Raw genomic sequence first — 16,413 nt, 5'->3', positions numbered from 1 at the left:
TCAATGCCGTCATGCGAGGTTTTTTTGAGGGCTGCGCGCCGTCTCAAAACTCCAGCGGCGCGTTGTCGATGACCTCCTTCATCACGAAGAAGGTGCGGGTCTGGCGCACGCCGGGCAAAGCGAGCAGCGTCCTGGCGTGCAGCCTGTTGAAATCGGCGAGGTCGCGCACGCGGATCTTGAGGAAATAGTCGAAATCGCCGGCGACGATGTGGCAGTCGAGCACGACGGGGAGCTGCTTCACCGCCTCCTCGAACAGGCCGAAGCTTTCCGGCGTCGAGCGGTCGAGCACCACGCCGACGATGGCGAGCGTGCCCTTCTCGACCTTGTGCGGATCGACCTGCGCCCGCACGCCGGTGACATAGCCCTCGGCGAACAGGCGCTGGATGCGGCGATGGCAGGTCGCGGCGCTGGTGTTCACCCGCTTGGCGATCTCGGCATTGCCCATGCGCCCGTCGGCCTGCAGCAAACGCAGGATTCTGAGGTCGGTTTTGTCGAGCTCGGCCTCCATGAATGATTCTTCCGTTTTTACCGCATTTGATGTCGCCCAAAGCTAGCAGATTGCGAGTTATGCGAAAGCTGAAGAAAAATCAGAGGNCCCGCCATGCTCGCCAAGTTCGAACGCTATCCCCTGACCTTCGGGCCGTCGCCGATCGAGAAGCTGCCGCGCCTTTCCGCGCATCTCGGCGGCGCCGTCGAGCTCTATGCCAAGCGCGAAGATTGCAATTCCGGCCTCGCCTTCGGCGGCAATAAATTGCGCAAGCTCGAATACATCGTGCCGGACGCGATCACCTCGGGCGCCGATACGCTGGTCTCGATCGGCGGCGTCCAGTCGAACCACACCCGCATGGTCGCGGCGACGGCCGCCAAGATCGGCATGAAGTGCCGCCTGGTGCAGGAGAGCTGGGTGCCGCATGAGGATGCGGTCTATGACCGGGTCGGCAATATCCTGCTGTCGCGGGTGATGGGCGCCCATGTCGAGCTGGTCGACGAGGGCTTCGACATCGGTATCCGGGCGAGCTGGGAAAACGCGCTGGCGGATGTGAAGGCCAAGGGCGGCAAGCCCTATGCGATCCCGGCCGGCGCCTCCGTGCACAAGTTCGGCGGGCTCGGCTATGTCGGCTTTGCCGAGGAGGTGAGGGCGCAGGAGGCCGAGCTCGGCTTCCAGTTCGACTACATCGTCGTCTGCACCGTCACCGGCTCGACCCATGCCGGCATGGTCGTCGGCTTCGCCAAGGATGGCCGCCAGCGCAATGTCATCGGCATCGACGCCTCCTTCACGCCGGCACAGACCCGGGCGCAGGTGCTCGACATCGCCCAGAAGACCTCCGATCTCGTTGGCGGCAAGGCGATCACCGCAGACGACATCGTGCTGAACGAGGACTACGCCTATCCGGTCTATGGCGTGCCCTCAAAGGAGACGATCGAGGCGATCAGACTCTCGGCCCGGCTCGAGGGCATGATGACCGACCCCGTCTATGAGGGGAAATCGATGCAGGGCATGATCGACCTGGTGAGGAAAGGCTTCTTCCCGGCGGGATCGAAGGTGCTCTACGCCCATCTTGGCGGCGTGCCGGCGATCAACGGCTACAGCTACACCTTCCGCAACGGTTGAGCGCCATGGAGGCGCTCGTCCTCTGCGAGATCGCGGCGGGGCGCAAGGATCTGCGCGAGGCCCTGCTGGCGCGCGTCGGCCGGCTCGGACTCCGCGAGCGGGCAAAGCTCAGCTTCGTCGCCCGCGACCGGAATGTCCCTGGTAACACGCTCGTGGCGGTCGGCTTCCCCGACAGGGCGAGCGCCGAGCGCTTCGTCGCCGAGGCCATCGGCGACGGGCTTGCTCCGGCTGACGTCAGGCTGCTCGCGGTCGAGCCCACCTGGCAGGCCGAGCCGCTGCCGCTGATGTTCCCCTGACCGGGCTCGGCGCCGGGCCTTATGGCCTGGCGCCGGCCGAGGCCGGAAGGTCGCCAATGACCGTGCCCGCCGCCTTCGGCTTGGTGAGCGGGGCAGGGATCGGCTGGTTGCCGTAATGGATCAGATCCTGACCGGCATGGATGTCGCTGGCGACCTGGAGGTCGAGGCGCTCGGCGTCGCGACGGCGCACGTCCTCGACGATCTCGATCGCCTCGTCCTCGGGCACGCCCAGCGCGCGCAGCACTTCGCCGCCGAAGACCATGGCGGATTCGAAGGTCTCGCGGATCTGATAGTCGACGCCGGCCCTAATCAGGTCCATCGAATGGCCGCGGTCGAAGGCGCGCACGAACAGCTTCGCATGCGGGAACTCGGCCTGCGCCACCCGTACGATCGCGTTGGCCGTCTCGCGCTTCTCGACGCAGACCAGGATCGCCTCAGCCTGATGGGCGCCCGAGGCATGCAGGATGTCTGCGCGGGTGCCGTCGCCATAGTAGACCTTGAAGCCGAAGCTCGCGGCAGCCTGGATCATCTCCACATCGGTCTCGATCAGCGAGATGCTGCAGCCACGGGCGAGCAAAGCCTGGCTCGCGACCTGGCCGAAACGTCCGAAGCCGATGACGAGGATGCGTCCCTTGAGCCCCTCGGCATGCTCGATGCCATCCAGCGATTCCCGCTCGGCCGGCATGAAGCGGTCGATGGCGAGGACGACCAATGGCGTGATCGCCATCGACAGGATCACGATGGCGCTGGCGATCGCATTGACCCGCGCATCGAAGATGCCGGCCGCGGCCGCGGCGCTGTAGAGCACGAAGGCGAACTCGCCGCCCTGCGAGAACAATGCGACGCGGGTGATCGCATTGCGCGTGCGGGTACGGAACAGCTTGGCGACGATGAAGATGCCGGCCGCCTTGACCAGCATGAAGGCGGCGACGCCGAGCGCCACAGCCCGCCATTCCTGGCCGATCAGCTTGAGGTCGAGCGACATGCCGACCGCGAGGAAGAACATGCCGAGCAAGAGGCCGCGGAACGGCTCGATGTCGGCCTCGAGCTGGTGGCGGAAGGTCGATTCCGAGAGCAGCACGCCGGCGAGGAAGGCGCCCATCGCCATCGAGAGGCCGCCGAGCTGCATCGCCAGGGCCGAGCCGAGCACGACGAGCAGCGCCGCGCCGGTCATGACCTCGCGGGCCTGCGCATTGGCGAGCAGCCGGAACATCGGATTGAGCAGCCATTTGCCGGCGACGACGAGGCCGATGAGCGAGCCGGTCCCGATCAGCAGGGGCATCAGGCCGCCGCTGTCCGCCGCCTTCGCCGGCGCCAGCACGGCGACGACCGCGAGCAGCGGTACGATGGCGAGATCTTCGAGCAGCAGGATCGAGACCGCCTGCTGGCCCTGCGGCGTCGAGGCTTCGCCGCGCTCGTTCAGCATCTGCATCACGACGGCAGTGGAGGACAAAACGAAACCCATGCCGGCGATGAAGGCTGCGGCAGGAGGCAGGCCGGCAAGGATACCGACTCCGGTCAGAAGTGCGCCGCAGAGCCCGACCTGGGCGACCCCGAGGCCGAAGATCTCGCCGCGCAGGTTCCAGAGCCGCGAGGGCTGCATCTCCAGCCCGATGATGAACAGGAACATGACGACGCCGAACTCGGCGACGTGGAGCACGCTTTCGGGATTGGAGAACAGGCCGATGCCGGAGGGGCCGATGACGAGGCCGCCGGCGAAATAGCCGAGCACCGAGCCGAGCTTGAGCTTGCGGAAGATCGGCACCGCGATGACGCCCGCGCCCAGAAGCCCGACCGCCTGAACCAGATCCTGTGAGAAACCCTCCGCCGCCATAACGCTCCCTTTGCCTGCCTTCGCTGTGGATACCCGCCGCTCATGAAAAAGAAGCGTCGGCCGGGTTTAGGCAAGCTTTTGCTCGACCGCCAGACTGCCCGGACAACACGATGCAGCTAGCGTGCCGGCCGCGCGATGCTTGCTCGCCGCTGTCGGCCGGGGCATGTAGCGTCGCCAAAGCCGGCTTCCCGCCGGCCGGCAGGAGCGTTCGCGATGCAGCTTGGAGTGGTCGGCCTCGGCCGCATGGGAGCCAATATCGTCCGCCGGCTGCACCGCGCCGGGCACCAATGCGTGGTCCATGACCGCGACCCGAAGCCGGGCGAGGCGCTCGCCAAGGACGGCGCCGTCAATGTCGGCGATCTCAAGGAGATGGTGGCGAACCTGCAGGCGCCGCGCGCGATCTGGATCATGCTGCCAGCCGGCGAGATCACCGAGAAAACGCTCGCCGAGCTCGCGGCGATGCTGGCGCCTGGTGATACGCTGATCGATGGCGGCAACGCCTTCTGGAAGGACGATGTCCGGCGCGGGCGCGAGCTCGAGGCCAAGGGCCTGCACTATCTCGACATCGGCACCTCCGGCGGCGTGCACGGGCTGGAGCGCGGCTATTGCCTGATGATCGGCGGCGACAAGCAGGTGTTCGACCGGCTCGAGCCGATCTTCCAGGCGCTGGCGCCGGGCAAGGGCGAGATCGAGCCGACCAAGCATCGTGACGGCCGCAATCCGACGGCCGAGCAGGGCTATCTGCATTGCGGCCCGGCTGGCGCCGGCCACTTCGTCAAGATGATCCATAACGGCATCGAATACGGGATGATGCAGGCCTTCGCCGAAGGGTTCGACCTCCTGCGCAACGCCTCGGCCAAGGAGGGGTTGCCGGAGGAATACGGCTTCGATTTCGACGTCGCCGAGATCTCCGAGGTCTGGCGGCGCGGCTCGGTCGTCACCTCCTGGCTGCTCGATCTCACCGCCGAGGCGCTCGCCGCCGACGAGGAGCTCGGCGCCTATTCCGGCCATGTCTCGGATTCGGGCGAGGGGCGCTGGACGGTGCAGGCGGCGATCGAGACCGCGACACCGGCCGAGGTGCTGACCTCCTCGCTCTACACCCGCTTCCGTTCGCGCAAGGACCATACCTTCGCCGAGAAGATCCTTTCCGCCATGCGCGCCGGCTTCGGCGGCCATGTCGAGCCGAAGAAGCAGGGCTGAGGCGATGAGCCGCGCGAACGGAGCCGGCGCGCCGGCGGTGGTTGTCGTCATGGGCGTGGCGAGCTCGGGCAAGACCTCGCTCGGCGAGCGGCTCGCCGAGAAGCTCGGCTGGCCGTTCCGCGACGCCGACTCTTTTCATCCGCCTGCGAATGTTGCGAAGATGTCGGGCGGTATCCCGCTGACCGACGAGGACCGCAAGCCCTGGCTTGCGGCGATCGCCGCCTGGATCGACGAATTGCGCACCACCGGTGGCCACGGCATCGTCACCTGCTCGGCGCTGAGGAAAGCCTATCGTGACGTAATCGTTGGGAAGCGGCCGGATGTGGCGCTGGTCTATCTCAAGGGCTCGCGCGAGCTGATCGGCGAACGCATGGCCGCCCGCCAGCACCATTTTATGCCGCCTTCGCTGCTCGACAGCCAGTTTGCGACGCTGGAGGAGCCGGGCGCGGACGAGAATCCGCTCGTCGTCCAGATCGAGGCGAGCAAGGAGGCGCTCGTCGAGCAGGTCGTTCGGGAGTTGCGGCTCGGCTGACCGGGTTGCCGCGACCTCAATCTTCCGCCCACATCCGGGTCAGGTTGGCGAGCGACTTCGACAAGAGGTCGAACTCGGCCGTCTTGCCTTCGCGGGCGAACAGAGCGCGCCTCGCGCGGTCGAGATCGAACAGGATCTCGCGCTGGCCGCTGTCGCGGATGAAACTGCGGGCCCAGCCGACGGCGGCGAGGCGCTCGCCTGCCGTCACCGGCGCAACATGGTGCAGGCTCGTCGAGGGGTAGGCGATCAGCGAGCCGGCGGGCAGCTTGATCCGCTCGTCGCCGGATGTGCCTTCGATCACCAGTTCGCCGCCCTCATAGCTCTCGGGCGCGGCGAGGAAGAGGGTGAAGGATACGTCGGTGCGCAGGCCGCCAATCAGCGCGTCGTCGATATGGCTGCCATAGGCCTGGCCGGGCTGGTAGCGGCTGATCAGCAGGGGCGTCAGCGCCTTCGGCCGGACGGCGGCGGCGAAGACCTCGTTGGCGAGGATGTGCTCGGCGAGCTTTAGGCACATCGCCTCGCTGCGTGCCCCAGGCGCGGCCTGCCGGTTGTTCTTGACCAGCCTTGCACTCCAGCCGGCGGTGCTGCGCCCATCCTCGAAACGGATCGCGGCGAGCTCGATCCGGACCTCGTCGATTTCGCTGGGGCTGAGGACGTTGCCGATAGGCAGGATCATGGCGGGACCTTCATGCAGGCTCGGTCATCATGCGGTGGCATGGCGCGACCTGTCTACTGCAAGGCCACCTTCGGCGCTTCGGTCAAGCCTTTTTGGAATCAATAAAATCAAGACTTCGATCCAAGCTCTTTCCTTGACTGACCGGGAATTCAGGCTCATGCCGCTGCGATGACTTGGAAGCCCTTTGGCAGGCCAAGTCGAACCGGCTCAATGACAGGAGGCCGTGATGAAGACCACCAGCAAACTCTGGCTCGGCCTCGGCACCGTGGTCGTCGCGGGGACGGGTCTTGCCGGTACCAATTTCGGCCAGGTCACTGCGGCGCCGGGCTTGCGTCAGGCGGACGATATCCAGCTCGCGCAGCATGCGGCGGGCAGTCATGGCGCGCCGGCCAAGCCTGCCAAGGGGCAAGGTGGCGAAGGCGGAGAGGGCGGCGAAGGCGGCAAGGCCGAGGCGCTCGCTCCGAACCTGAAATTCGCACGGTCGATCGCCCTGATCCGCGGCCATCTTCTGGTCGGCGACGAACTGGTGCGCGAGGGTCGCTTCGGCGAGGCGCTGCCGCATTTCCTGCACCCGGCCGAGGAGATCTATGGCGGCATCAAGGGCGACCTTTCCACCTACAAGGTCCGCCCTTTCGAGGCGGCGCTGAAGGCGCTGGTGCAGACGGTCAAGGCCAAGAAGAAGGAGGCGTATGACGGCGCGCTGAAGCAGGTGCAGGAGCGGCTCGCCGAGGCCGATGTCGGCCTGCGTGCGGCCGAGCAGAACTGGCCGCGCTTCTCGGTCGAGACCGCGCTCGAGGCGCTGAAGGTCGCTGCCGACGAATATGGCAACGCGATCGAGAAGGGCCGCATCGCCAAGGCGGTGGAGTATCAGGACTCGCGCGGCTTCGTCTGGCAGGCCGAAGCGATGATCGAGGCCGTCGCGAGCGATCTCCAGGCCAAGGACGCCGATGCACTCAAGGAGGTGCGCAGCGCATTCGCCGGGCTGAAGCAGGCCTGGCCGGCGGCCGTCGCACCGAAGAAGCCGGTGAAGGATGCCAGCGACGTCCTCTCCGACATTGCCCGCGTCGAGCTCCAGGCCGGGAACTTCCTGCGCTGAGGCGATGGGCCTTGGCGAAACAAAGCCGGCGCCGTCGCTGCCCAAGGCGTTCCTCGCCGGCATGCTCGCAGCCGCGCTCGCGCTGACCGGCGGCTCGCAGGCGCAGGAGCAGATGCCGGAGGCGGGCGACACCGGAGCCCTGCGGGGGCTCTATCGCCGGCCGGACGGTGTACCGTTTCCCGATGCCAATCCGCCGACGCCGGCCAGCCTCGCACTCGGGCGCCGGCTTTTTTCCGATCCCGCTCTGTCGGTGAACGGTGCGGTCTCCTGCAAGAGCTGCCATGATCCGGCGCTCGGTCTCACGGACGGAGTGCCGATCGGTCGCGGCGTCGCCAAGAAGCCGCTCGTCCGGCATGTCCCGCATCTGTGGAATCTCGCCTGGGGAGCCGCCTATTTCTGGGACGGCCGGGCACGCACGCTCGAGCAGCAGGTGCGCGGGCCGATCGAAGACCCGCTCGAAATGGGCGAGAGCCTGCCCCATCTCGCCGGCAGGCTCGGACGCGATCGTTCCTATCGCAAGGCCTTCGCCGAGGCGTTTCCCGAGCATCCGCAGATCGGCCCGGACCAGATCGCCGCCGCGCTCGCGACCCATGTGCGCAGCCTGGTCTCGCCGAAAACACGCTTCGACGCCTGGGTCGAGGGCGATGAGGCGACGCTGAACGCCGAGGAGAAGGCGGGGTTCGCCCTCTTCAACGGCAAGGCAGGCTGCAGCAATTGCCATTCCGGCTGGGCCTTCACCGACCGGGCCTTCCACGATATCGGCTTGGCCGGCAGCGATCTCGGACGCGGCAAGATCATCGGCCTGCCGGCGGCCGACCATGCCTTCCAGACGCCGTCGCTGCGCGAGCTCGCCTGGACGGCGCCCTATATGCATGACGGCTCGCTGGCGACGCTCGATGCGGTGCTCGACCATTACGATCATGGCGTCGTCCGGCGGCCGAGCCTGTCGCCCGATCTGAAGCGGGTCACGCTGACGCAGCCGGAGCGCGCGGCGCTGCTCGCCTTTCTGGCTGTCTTGTCGAGTGAGAACCCGCCTGTGCCGGCGCCTTTGGTCGCCGCGGGCCCCGCTGCTCCGCCGGCAGCGCGCGAGGGCATTGTGATCTCGCAGAAGGACAAGCTGTTCCAGCCCTCGGTGGTGCGCGTGCGGGCCGGGCAGAGCCTGACGATCGTCAACGACGATGTCCGCACCCATAATGTCCGGCTCGACACCGGGCCGCAGAAGTTCAATTCCGGCGCGCAGGAGCCTGGCCAGTCGGTGACGCTGCCCTTCGCGCGGCCGGGACGGTACGAGCTCTATTGCGGCATCCACCCGGCAATGCGGCTCGACGTTTCGGTCGAACGCTAGCGGAACTTGCCCGCCCAGTGCGGGCTGCAAGGCAGCTCCCAGTTTCAACCGATTGAAAAAAGGCCGCAATCAGCGCATTGCTTGGGGGAGGCGGGGGAGCCGCCGATCCCAAGGTATCACCATGCTCGACAAAGCCGTTCCGCCGCGCACGCTGAAGCTCAATGCCGCCGATAATGTCGCGGTCGCGGTCGATCCGATCGATGTCGGCGTCAGCGCTGCCGGCGTCACCGCGCTGAAGCGCATCCCGCGCGGCCACAAGGTCGCGCTGGTGCCGATCGCCAAGGACGAGCCGATCCGCAAATTCGGCCAGATCATCGGCTTCGCCACGCTCGACATTCCGCCGGGCGAATGGGTGCACGAGCACAATACCGGCTTCCACCCCTTCGAGCGCGACTATGCCTATGCCGCCGAGGCGAAGACGGAGTTCGTGCTGCCGGTCGAGCAGCAAGCGACCTTCGAGGGCTTTCGCCGCAAGGCCGGCAATGCCGGCACGCGCAACTATGTCGGCATCCTGACCTCGGTGAACTGCTCGGCCTCGGCTGCGCGCTTCATGGCCGAGGAGGTCAAGCGCTCGGGCCTGCTCGCCGATTATCCCAATGTCGACGGCGTCATCGCGCTGACGCACGGCACCGGCTGCGGCATCGACTACAATGGCGAGAGCTTCGAGGTCCTGAAGCGCACGACCTGGGGCTATGCCTGCAACCCGAACATGGCGGCGGTGCTCGTCGTCGGCCTCGGCTGCGAGGGCTTCCAGATCAAGCGGATGAAGGAAGCCTATGGCGTCGAGGAGAGCGACGTCTTCCGCACGCTGACCATCCAGGAAACCGGCGGCACCAGGAAGGCCGTCGCGGCCGGGATCGACGCCCTGAAGATAATGCTGCCGATCGCCAATCGCGCCGTGCGCGAAACCGTGCCGGCCTCCGAGCTCATGCTGGCTCTGCAGTGCGGCGGCTCGGACGGCTATTCCGGCATCACCGCCAACCCGGCGCTGGGCAAGGCAGTCGACCTCCTGGTCGAGCATGGCGGCACCGCGATCCTCTCCGAGACGCCGGAGATCTACGGCGCCGAGCATCTGCTGACCCGCCGCGCCGCCACCCGCGAGGTCGGCGAAAAACTCGTCGGCATCATCAAGTGGTGGGAGGACTACACGGCCCGCGCCCGGATGGACATGAACAACAACCCGTCGCCCGGCAACAAGGCCGGCGGGCTGACCACCATCCTGGAAAAGTCGCTCGGCGCCGCCGCCAAGGGGGGCACCAAGACGCTGGCGGCGGTATACCACTATGCCGAGCCGGTCCGGACCAAGGGCTTCGTCTACATGGACACGCCCGGCTACGACCCGGTCTCGGCGACGGGGCAGGTCGCCGGCGGCGCCAACATCCTCGCCTTCACCACCGGGCGCGGCTCGGCCTATGGCTGCAAGCCGACGCCCTCGGTCAAGCTCGCGACCAACACGCCGATGTATCTGAAGCAGACCGACGACATGGACCTCAATTGCGGCGATGTCCTCGACGGCGTGACGCTGGAGGAGAAGGGCAAGGAAATCTTCGACTATCTGCTGAAGATCGCCTCGGGCGAGAAGTCGAAGTCCGAAGAGATGGGCTATGGCGACGCCGAATTCGTGCCCTGGCAGATCGGCGCGACGATGTGAGGAACTGTCATGCTCGGGCTTGACCCTGGCATCTCAGGCAGGAGGAGGTGCCGGTCGGCGCCTTCTTGTCACGAGATTCTCGGGTCTGCGCTTCGCTTCGCCCGAGAATGACCGCAGGCGCCAAAAACCCTCAGCCGCCGCCAAGCGTCGCGCACCGGCCGTCCAGGCCGAGCCTTCACAAGAAGCTCAACGGAACATCATGCGCAATTTTCTGTTGGTCGCCCTGCCGCGCACCGTGCTCGGCCTGCTCTTCATCGTCAGCGCCGTCGATGGCTTCTGGTGGCTCGCCACCGGCGCCCATCTGATCCACCCGCCGACCTCCGACCGCGGCCTCGCCTTCGAGGCGGCGCTGCAGAATGCCGGCTTTTTCTGGCCTTTTCTCAAGGTGGTGAACCTCGCCGGAGGTCTGAGCCTGCTGCTCAACGTCGCGCCGGCCTTCGGGCTCGCGCTGATCGCGCCGGTGATGGCGGTGATCGTGCTGTTCCACTTCGCGGTCAACGCGCAAGGTATTCCGGTCGCGCTAATTCTGATCGTGACTGGCGGGCTCCTTGTCTGGGCCTATCGCGAGCGCTACGCGGCGCTACTGCGGTCTTAGAGGCCGAAGCTCTTCAACCGCTCGCCGAGCTCTGCGATACGCTCAGCCGCAACATTGGCGATGGCGATGCGCAGATGCTGCTCCTGGCCGGGGCCGAAATAGGGGCCGGGCAAAGCGAGCACGCCGCGCTCCTGCACCAGCCGGCGAACCACTTCGGCGGCCGGGACGCCCTCGAAGGGATGGGCGACATAGGCGAAGTAGGCGCCTGCCGCGAGCACCTGCCAGCCGTTCAGCGGCGCTATCGCCTGGCGGAAGAGCGCGGCGCGGGAGTTCATCTCGGCGCGGTTGGCTTCGCGCCAGGCGCGGATGCCGTCGATGCCCCAGGCGACGGCGCTCTGGCCGGCACGGACCGGGCTGATCTGGACGCAGTCGAGCACCTTGCCGATCTGGGCGAGCGGTGCCTCGCCGGCGGTGATGGCGCCCAATCGCCAGCCGGGAACGGCATAGGCCTTGGAGAAGCTGTAGAGGCCGATCAACGAATCCTGCCAGTCGCTTGCGGCGAAGAGCTCATGCGGGCGGTTGGCGCCCTCGGGTAGGAAGTCGCGATAGGTTTCGTCGAGTACCAGCCAGATCCTGCGCCGACGGCAGAGCTCGGCGAAGGCGGCGATGGTGGCGGGCGGATAGACCGCGCCGGTCGGGTTGTTCGGCGTCACCAGCACGATGGCGCGGGTGCGTTCGTCGATCAGCGTCTCGGCCATCGCCGCATCAGGGACGAAGCCTTGTGCCGGATTGCAAGGGAGCGGGCGCGGCTCGACGCCGAGCATGTTCAGCGTCATCTCGTGGTTGAAGTACCAGGGCGTCGGCAGCAGCACATTGTCGCCGGCCCGCGCCAACGCCATCATCACGGTGACATAGGCCTGGTTGCAGCCGGCGGTGATCGCGACCTCCTGCGGCCGGATCGCCGCGCCATAGAAGGCGCTGCTCTCGGCGACATAGGCCTCGCGCAGGGCATCGTCGCCGGCGATCGGCCCATAGCGCGTGCTTTCCGGCAGCGCCGCTGCCTCGGCTAGGCGTTCGAGCAGGGCAGCCGGTGGTGGCGAGCCGGGCACGGCCTGCGACAGGTCGATCAGCGGGCCGGCACCGCCGGCATAGCCGCGCGCCCAGGCCTTGGCCTCGGGGATCGGCGGGGTCGCAGTGTCGATGAGATCGGGATTGAGCGGGGTGGGAGAGGGCGCAGGCATGGCTGAGCTTTGCGGCGCGTTTCCCGCGGCGTCAACGGCTTCGCCGGCAGGGCTGGAGCGCAGCGCCGGTACGCCCCATATTCGAACCGCAACAAGGCGAGGCTGACGGAATGGACGAGGCGACACAGGACGCGATCGAGGAACTGCATGCCATGCTCGACCGCGCCCGGGTGATCGTGCCGTTCACCGGGGCGGGGATCTCGACCGAATCGGGCGTGCCGGACTTCCGCACGCCGGGCTCGCCCTGGATGAGCAACAAGCCGATCCCGTTCGAGGCCTTCCTCGCCAGCCCTGAGGCACGGATCGAGGCCTGGCGGCGCAAATTCGCGATGGATGACCATTATCGCGACGCCAAGCCCAATCGCGGCCACCGCGCGCTGGCGACACTGGTGGCGGAAGGGCGCTCACCTGGCGTGATCACCCAGAACATCGACGGCCTGCACCAGGCTTCGGGCATCGCCGAGGACGGCGTGATCGAGTTGCATGGCAACGGCACCTATGCGACCTGCCTGACCTGCGGCTGGCGGCATGAGCTTGCGGCGATCCGGGAGGCGTTCGAGGCGAGCGGCGAACCGGCGGCCTGCATGATGTGCGCCGGTATCGTGAAGACGGCGACGATTTCCTTCGGCCAGCAGATGCCGCAGCAGCCAATGCTGCGTGCGCATGAATTGACCATGTCGGCCGATCTCTACCTGGTCGCCGGCTCCTCGCTCGTCGTCTTTCCGGCCGCGACCTTCCCGGTGATCGCCAAGCGCAATGGCGCCAAGCTCGTCATCCTCAACCGCGAGCCGACCGATCTCGACCCGATCGCCGATCTCGTCGTGCGCAGCGAGATAGGCCCGGTGCTGGCGCGGCTGGCGAACTGATCAGTCGCGCGAGGCGAAGGCGAGTCGCAGCGCCAGCCCGCCGAAGACGACGCCGAGGACGCGCTGCGGCCAGTGCGCCAGATGCGGGCGGTTGGCGATGGCGCGGCCGAGGCGGCTCGCGGTCATGATGACGATGCCGTTGGCGATCAGGCCCATCAGATTGAGGATCGACGCCAGCACCACGACCTGGAGCAGGAGCGAGCCGGCCTCCGGCTTCAGGAACTGCGGCAGCAGCGCCAACATGAACAGCGCCATCTTCGGGTTCAGCAGGTTGGTCAGCAGGCCCTGCAAGAAGATCTGGCGCAGCGGAAATCGTGCCGCATCCGCTGTCGGAGCGAACAGCGTCGCCGGCGATCTGAAGGTCTTCCAGGCGAGCCAGGCCAGGTAGGCCGCACCCGCCCAGCGCAGCGCGTCATAGGCCGCCGGCACCAGAAGGAAGAGCTGCGACAGGCCATAGGCGGCGGCAAGCGCCTGGAGATAGCTGCCGGTGGCGATGCCGGCATAGGTCATGAAGCCGGCGGCGCGGCCCTGGCTCATGCTGCGCGAGGCGATCAGCAGCATGTCGGGGCCGGGCGTCGCGGTCAGCACGGCGCAGGCGGCGGTGAACACAGCGAGCGTGGTGAAATCCGGCATGACGGGTTCCTTCAGGCCAGCGGCTTGGCGAAGCGCGCGAAGGCGTCCTTCGTCGGCGTGGTGCCGGCGCCGGGCTGCTGCGGACGCAGGAAGCAGCCATCGGCGACATTGGCCGGCTCGGCGAAGGCGTCCTTGATCCAGGGAATGTATTCGAGCAGCGGCGTCGCCGGATGCCAGTAGGCGAGGTGGACGTGGACCTGGCTCATCTCGCCGGCATGGGGCGCGACAGGCAGGCGGTGGGCCAGCGCCAGCTCCGCCACCTGGATGTATTCGGTGATGCCGCCGAGGCGGGTGACGTCGGGCTGGACATAGTGGATCGCGCCGGCCTGCACGAAGGCGCGGAAGGCATCGAGCGTATAGAGCTGCTCGCCGAGCGCGACCGGGATCGAGGTCGAGCGGGCGAGCTCGGCATGCGAGCCGATATCGTCGTACCAGAGCGGCTCCTCGAACCAGAACAGGTCGAGCCCTTCGGCGCGGGCGCAGAAGCGCTTGCAGGTCGGCAGGTCCCATTTGCCATTGCCGTCGACCGCCATGCTGACATGGTCGCCGATGGCGCGGCGCACCGCTTCGAGGCGGCCGATATCGGTCATCGGATCGGCATGGCCGACCTTGATCTTGATGCGATGGAAGCCGTCGCGCTCGACCGCCATGCGCGCGCCCTCGACCAGCTCGTCCTTCGGGATCGAGAGCCAGCCGATATCGGTGTTGTAGGCTTCGAGCTTGGCCTTGCTGGCGCCGCCGAGCAGATGCCAGAGCGGCACGCCGGCTTTCTTGGCCTTGAGATCCCAGAGCGCGATGTCGACGGCCGCGAGGGCGAGCTGGGTGATGCCGGCGCGGCCAACCCATTGCAGGGCAGGATGACGGGCAAGCTTGAGCCAGAGCCGTGAATGCTCGGACGCGTCCTCGCCGACGAGCATCGGCGCATAGCAGTCGCGGATGCAGGCGGTGATCAATCGGTCCGAGGCGAGATCGGCATGGGTGCCGGTGAAGCCGTAGCCGGTGAGACCGTCCTCGGTGACGATCTTCGTGCCGACCACCCCCCAATGGCTGATCCGGTGGGTCGAGTCGGCGATCGAGCCGCCGGTGACCGGGATGTGGAGGATGAAGGGTTCGATGCGGGCGATGCGCATGCTGGTCTCCGAAGCGCTGTGCCGAAACACTGTGCCGGGGATCATCGACCTGATGCGCGGGAGCGACAAGGCGCAGCTTTTGTCGGTCCCGCACGCGCTTTGCGCATGCTGATGATGTGGATGAGCCGGATGCGGCTGTTTCCCGACTCCGCCGGGGTGCTATCGTTATGTCACGAATCACGTTCGCGGCGGAGATGAGCGGGACATGTCCGACGAATACGGCGACGGAGGCAGGCCACCGGTCGGCCCGCTGCAATCGCTCAACCGGATCGTGCGGCTGGATGGGCCTGACGACGTTGGCGAGCAGACGGTCGAGATCATCGGTCACGTCAAATGGTTCGACGTGAGCAAAGGCTACGGCTTTGTCGTGCCGCAGGATGGCGGCAGCGACGTTCTGGTCCATGTCACCACTCTGAAGCGCGACGGCTTCCACGCTATCGCCGAGGGCGCGCGCATCGTGCTCGAGGTGGTCGCCAAGGCCCGTGGCCGCCAGGCTGTCCGCGTGCTCTCGATCGACACCTCCGCTGCACGCCATCCGGCCGAGATGCCGATGCCGCGCACCAATGCGACGGTCACGCCGACCAGCGGGCTGGAGCGCATGGTGGTGAAATGGTTCAACCGGCTGCGCGGCTTCGGCTTCGTTTCCGCCGGCGAGGGCGCGCCCGACATCTTCGTCCATATGGAGACGCTGCGCCGCTACGGCATCGTCGAGCTAATTCCGGGGCAGATCGTGCTGGTGCGCTATGGGCCTGGACCGAAGGGGCTGATGGCGGCCGAGATCCGGTTCGAGCAGGGCGGGCCTCCCAGTTCGCACTGAGGAATAACGTTCTCCGAAAGGGCGCCTTCGGGCGCCTTTTTTATTGAGCTTCGGGTAGTTGCAGAGAATAGCTCACGCAATTCACATTGGTGGATGTGGATTGATCATTTTGCCGTTGAATTGTGCGTAATGCCCATTATAGAGGCGATCCGAGACTGATATGAGAGCACGCTTCGCCCGGCCGGATGGCTGGCGGGACGGGCTCCGGAGAGCCGGCCGTGAAGCTGTTCCATCCGATCCTTGCCGGCGCGACGCTGACCGAGCGCGTCATTGCCTGTGCCGGCGTCTTTGCCGCGATCGCGCTCACCGCTGCCGCCGGATATGTTTTCCCGACGAACTCGCCGCTGGTCGTGGCGCCGATCGGCGCTTCGGCCGTGCTGGTCTTCGTGGTGCCGGCGAGCCCATTGGCGCAGCCCTGGCCGGTCATCGGCGGCAATGTCATCTCGGCCCTGGTCGGAACTGCGGTGGGCTGGGCCGTACCGGACCTGACCATCGCCGCGGCGCTGGCCGTGGCGCTCGCCATCGCGATCATGTCGCTGACGCGCTCGCTGCACCCGCCGGGCGGGGCAGTCGCGCTCACGGCGGTGCTCGGCGGCCCGGCGGTGATGAAATGGGGGCTGCTGTTCCCCTTCGTGCCGATCGGGCTGTGCTCGCTGTCGCTGGTCGCGCTCGGTGTCGCATTCCACGCCGTGACGCGGCGCAGCTATCCGCATCGGCCGCCGCAGGCCGGCAATATGGTTCCGCAGGCTGCGCTGCCGGCGACGTTCAGTGCGCCCGATATCGACGAGGCGCTGGCGCAGATGGGCGATTCCTTCGACATCGCCCGCGAGGATCTCGACCGGCTGCTGCAATATGCCGAAGCGAGCGCGATGCGCCGGCAGGCCCGCAGTTCATGAGCTCAGCCGTTTCTGAACGGAAACGGCGAATTTGAACGATTCACTTTTATTCG

The 16,413-nt window shown here is 67.0% G+C and carries 17 protein-coding genes; 11 read left to right on the top strand and 6 right to left on the bottom strand.

The window, feature by feature from the left end; all coding sequences use genetic code 11:
- Positions 1-43: 43 nt before the first annotated feature.
- Positions 44-508 carry an Lrp/AsnC family transcriptional regulator gene (locus tag ASE66_RS28380; RefSeq protein ID WP_057193047.1) on the bottom strand — a complete coding sequence of 155 codons (465 nt, stop codon included), beginning with the start codon at positions 506-508 and terminating at the stop codon, positions 44-46.
- Between the two features lie 93 nt (positions 509-601).
- Here ASE66_RS28380 and ASE66_RS28375 point away from each other — a divergent pair, with 93 nt between their 5' ends.
- Entirely contained in the window at positions 602-1,612 is a 1,011-nt protein-coding gene (locus ASE66_RS28375; protein ID WP_057193046.1) for a 1-aminocyclopropane-1-carboxylate deaminase, read from the top strand.
- Positions 1,613-1,617: 5 nt separating this feature from the next.
- The gene (locus tag ASE66_RS28370) at positions 1,618-1,908 is read left to right on the top strand and encodes a hypothetical protein (RefSeq protein ID WP_057193045.1); all 291 of its coding nucleotides are present in this window, start codon (positions 1,618-1,620) and stop codon (positions 1,906-1,908) included.
- A 19-nt stretch (positions 1,909-1,927) separates the two neighbouring features.
- Here ASE66_RS28370 and ASE66_RS28365 read toward each other — a convergent pair whose 3' ends face one another.
- On the bottom strand, positions 1,928-3,742 hold the full coding sequence (locus tag ASE66_RS28365) for a monovalent cation:proton antiporter-2 (CPA2) family protein (RefSeq protein WP_057193044.1): 1,815 nt from the start codon (positions 3,740-3,742) through the stop codon (positions 1,928-1,930).
- A gap of 213 nt (positions 3,743-3,955) precedes the next feature.
- Here ASE66_RS28365 and gnd point away from each other — a divergent pair, with 213 nt between their 5' ends.
- Complete coding sequence (gnd, locus tag ASE66_RS28360; RefSeq protein WP_057193043.1) at positions 3,956-4,942, top strand: phosphogluconate dehydrogenase (NAD(+)-dependent, decarboxylating); 987 nt, start codon at positions 3,956-3,958, stop codon at positions 4,940-4,942.
- A gap of 4 nt (positions 4,943-4,946) precedes the next feature.
- Entirely contained in the window at positions 4,947-5,474 is a 528-nt protein-coding gene (locus ASE66_RS28355; protein ID WP_244495083.1) for a gluconokinase, read from the top strand.
- Between the two features lie 16 nt (positions 5,475-5,490).
- Here the strand turns inward: ASE66_RS28355 and ASE66_RS28350 are convergent, their stop codons facing one another.
- A complete protein-coding gene (locus tag ASE66_RS28350) occupies positions 5,491-6,150 on the bottom strand; it encodes a Fe2+-dependent dioxygenase (protein ID WP_057193042.1) in 660 nt (219 codons plus the stop codon).
- 226 nt (positions 6,151-6,376) lie between these two features.
- On the opposite strand from ASE66_RS28350, the gene ASE66_RS28345 reads away from it, so the two are divergent.
- The 4 genes from ASE66_RS28345 to ASE66_RS28330 all read left to right on the top strand — a co-directional run bounded on the left by ASE66_RS28345 (position 6,377) and on the right by ASE66_RS28330 (position 10,837).
- A complete protein-coding gene (locus tag ASE66_RS28345; protein WP_057193041.1) occupies positions 6,377-7,246 on the top strand; it encodes a hypothetical protein in 870 nt (289 codons plus the stop codon).
- Positions 7,247-7,250: 4 nt separating this feature from the next.
- On the top strand, positions 7,251-8,591 hold the full coding sequence (locus tag ASE66_RS28340; protein WP_057193040.1) for a cytochrome c peroxidase: 1,341 nt from the start codon (positions 7,251-7,253) through the stop codon (positions 8,589-8,591).
- Between the two features lie 121 nt (positions 8,592-8,712).
- Positions 8,713-10,242 carry a UxaA family hydrolase gene (locus tag ASE66_RS28335; protein ID WP_057193039.1) on the top strand — a complete coding sequence of 510 codons (1,530 nt, stop codon included), beginning with the start codon at positions 8,713-8,715 and terminating at the stop codon, positions 10,240-10,242.
- Between the two features lie 199 nt (positions 10,243-10,441).
- Positions 10,442-10,837, top strand: coding sequence for a hypothetical protein (locus tag ASE66_RS28330; protein ID WP_057193038.1), 396 nt, complete (start codon positions 10,442-10,444; stop codon positions 10,835-10,837).
- On the opposite strand, the gene ASE66_RS28325 is transcribed toward ASE66_RS28330, so the two are convergent.
- Positions 10,834-12,018 (bottom strand): aminotransferase, encoded by a 1,185-nt coding sequence (locus ASE66_RS28325; protein ID WP_057193037.1) that lies wholly within the window; start codon positions 12,016-12,018, stop codon positions 10,834-10,836. The genes ASE66_RS28330 and ASE66_RS28325 overlap by 4 nt on opposite strands.
- Before the next feature lie 110 nt (positions 12,019-12,128).
- Between ASE66_RS28325 and ASE66_RS28320 the strand changes: the two genes are divergently transcribed.
- Positions 12,129-12,884 (top strand): SIR2 family NAD-dependent protein deacylase, encoded by a 756-nt coding sequence (locus ASE66_RS28320; protein WP_057193036.1) that lies wholly within the window; start codon positions 12,129-12,131, stop codon positions 12,882-12,884.
- Here ASE66_RS28320 and ASE66_RS28315 read toward each other — a convergent pair whose 3' ends face one another.
- A complete protein-coding gene (locus ASE66_RS28315) occupies positions 12,885-13,517 on the bottom strand; it encodes a LysE family translocator (RefSeq protein ID WP_057193035.1) in 633 nt (210 codons plus the stop codon).
- A gap of 11 nt (positions 13,518-13,528) precedes the next feature.
- The gene (locus ASE66_RS28310) at positions 13,529-14,647 is read right to left on the bottom strand and encodes a mandelate racemase/muconate lactonizing enzyme family protein (protein WP_057193034.1); all 1,119 of its coding nucleotides are present in this window, start codon (positions 14,645-14,647) and stop codon (positions 13,529-13,531) included.
- Between the two features lie 205 nt (positions 14,648-14,852).
- Here ASE66_RS28310 and ASE66_RS28305 point away from each other — a divergent pair, with 205 nt between their 5' ends.
- Positions 14,853-15,464 (top strand): cold-shock protein, encoded by a 612-nt coding sequence (locus ASE66_RS28305; RefSeq protein WP_057193033.1) that lies wholly within the window; start codon positions 14,853-14,855, stop codon positions 15,462-15,464.
- 218 nt (positions 15,465-15,682) lie between these two features.
- On the top strand, positions 15,683-16,360 hold the full coding sequence (locus tag ASE66_RS28300) for an HPP family protein (protein ID WP_162262542.1): 678 nt from the start codon (positions 15,683-15,685) through the stop codon (positions 16,358-16,360).
- The last annotated feature ends 53 nt before the right edge of the window (positions 16,361-16,413 follow it).

The sequence above is a fragment of the Allobosea sp. Root483D1 genome (assembly GCF_001429505.1).
Classification (GTDB): Bacteria; Pseudomonadota; Alphaproteobacteria; order Rhizobiales; family Beijerinckiaceae; genus Allobosea.
The sequence above is the reverse complement of the archived record's forward strand: the minus strand, read 5'-3'. Positions and strand labels throughout refer to the sequence as shown.

Excerpts from the sequence above, each read along its gene's own strand:
- ASE66_RS28370 (WP_057193045.1), top strand. The coding sequence starts at position 1,618 with ATGGAGGCGCTCGTCCTCTGCGAGATCGCGGCGGGGCGCAAGGATCTG.
- ASE66_RS28355 (WP_244495083.1), top strand. The coding sequence starts at position 4,947 with ATGAGCCGCGCGAACGGAGCCGGCGCGCCGGCGGTGGTTGTCGTCATG.
- ASE66_RS28320 (WP_057193036.1), top strand. The coding sequence starts at position 12,129 with ATGGACGAGGCGACACAGGACGCGATCGAGGAACTGCATGCCATGCTC.
- ASE66_RS28330 (WP_057193038.1), top strand. The coding sequence starts at position 10,442 with ATGCGCAATTTTCTGTTGGTCGCCCTGCCGCGCACCGTGCTCGGCCTG.
- ASE66_RS28310 (WP_057193034.1), bottom strand. The coding sequence starts at position 14,647 with ATGCGCATCGCCCGCATCGAACCCTTCATCCTCCACATCCCGGTCACC.
- gnd (WP_057193043.1), top strand. The coding sequence starts at position 3,956 with ATGCAGCTTGGAGTGGTCGGCCTCGGCCGCATGGGAGCCAATATCGTC.
- ASE66_RS28345 (WP_057193041.1), top strand. The coding sequence starts at position 6,377 with ATGAAGACCACCAGCAAACTCTGGCTCGGCCTCGGCACCGTGGTCGTC.
- ASE66_RS28375 (WP_057193046.1), top strand. The coding sequence starts at position 602 with ATGCTCGCCAAGTTCGAACGCTATCCCCTGACCTTCGGGCCGTCGCCG.
- ASE66_RS28325 (WP_057193037.1), bottom strand. The coding sequence starts at position 12,018 with ATGCCTGCGCCCTCTCCCACCCCGCTCAATCCCGATCTCATCGACACT.
- ASE66_RS28365 (WP_057193044.1), bottom strand. The coding sequence starts at position 3,742 with ATGGCGGCGGAGGGTTTCTCACAGGATCTGGTTCAGGCGGTCGGGCTT.
- ASE66_RS28335 (WP_057193039.1), top strand. The coding sequence starts at position 8,713 with ATGCTCGACAAAGCCGTTCCGCCGCGCACGCTGAAGCTCAATGCCGCC.
- ASE66_RS28340 (WP_057193040.1), top strand. The coding sequence starts at position 7,251 with ATGGGCCTTGGCGAAACAAAGCCGGCGCCGTCGCTGCCCAAGGCGTTC.
- ASE66_RS28305 (WP_057193033.1), top strand. The coding sequence starts at position 14,853 with ATGTCCGACGAATACGGCGACGGAGGCAGGCCACCGGTCGGCCCGCTG.
- ASE66_RS28315 (WP_057193035.1), bottom strand. The coding sequence starts at position 13,517 with ATGCCGGATTTCACCACGCTCGCTGTGTTCACCGCCGCCTGCGCCGTG.
- ASE66_RS28350 (WP_057193042.1), bottom strand. The coding sequence starts at position 6,150 with ATGATCCTGCCTATCGGCAACGTCCTCAGCCCCAGCGAAATCGACGAG.
- ASE66_RS28380 (WP_057193047.1), bottom strand. The coding sequence starts at position 508 with ATGGAGGCCGAGCTCGACAAAACCGACCTCAGAATCCTGCGTTTGCTG.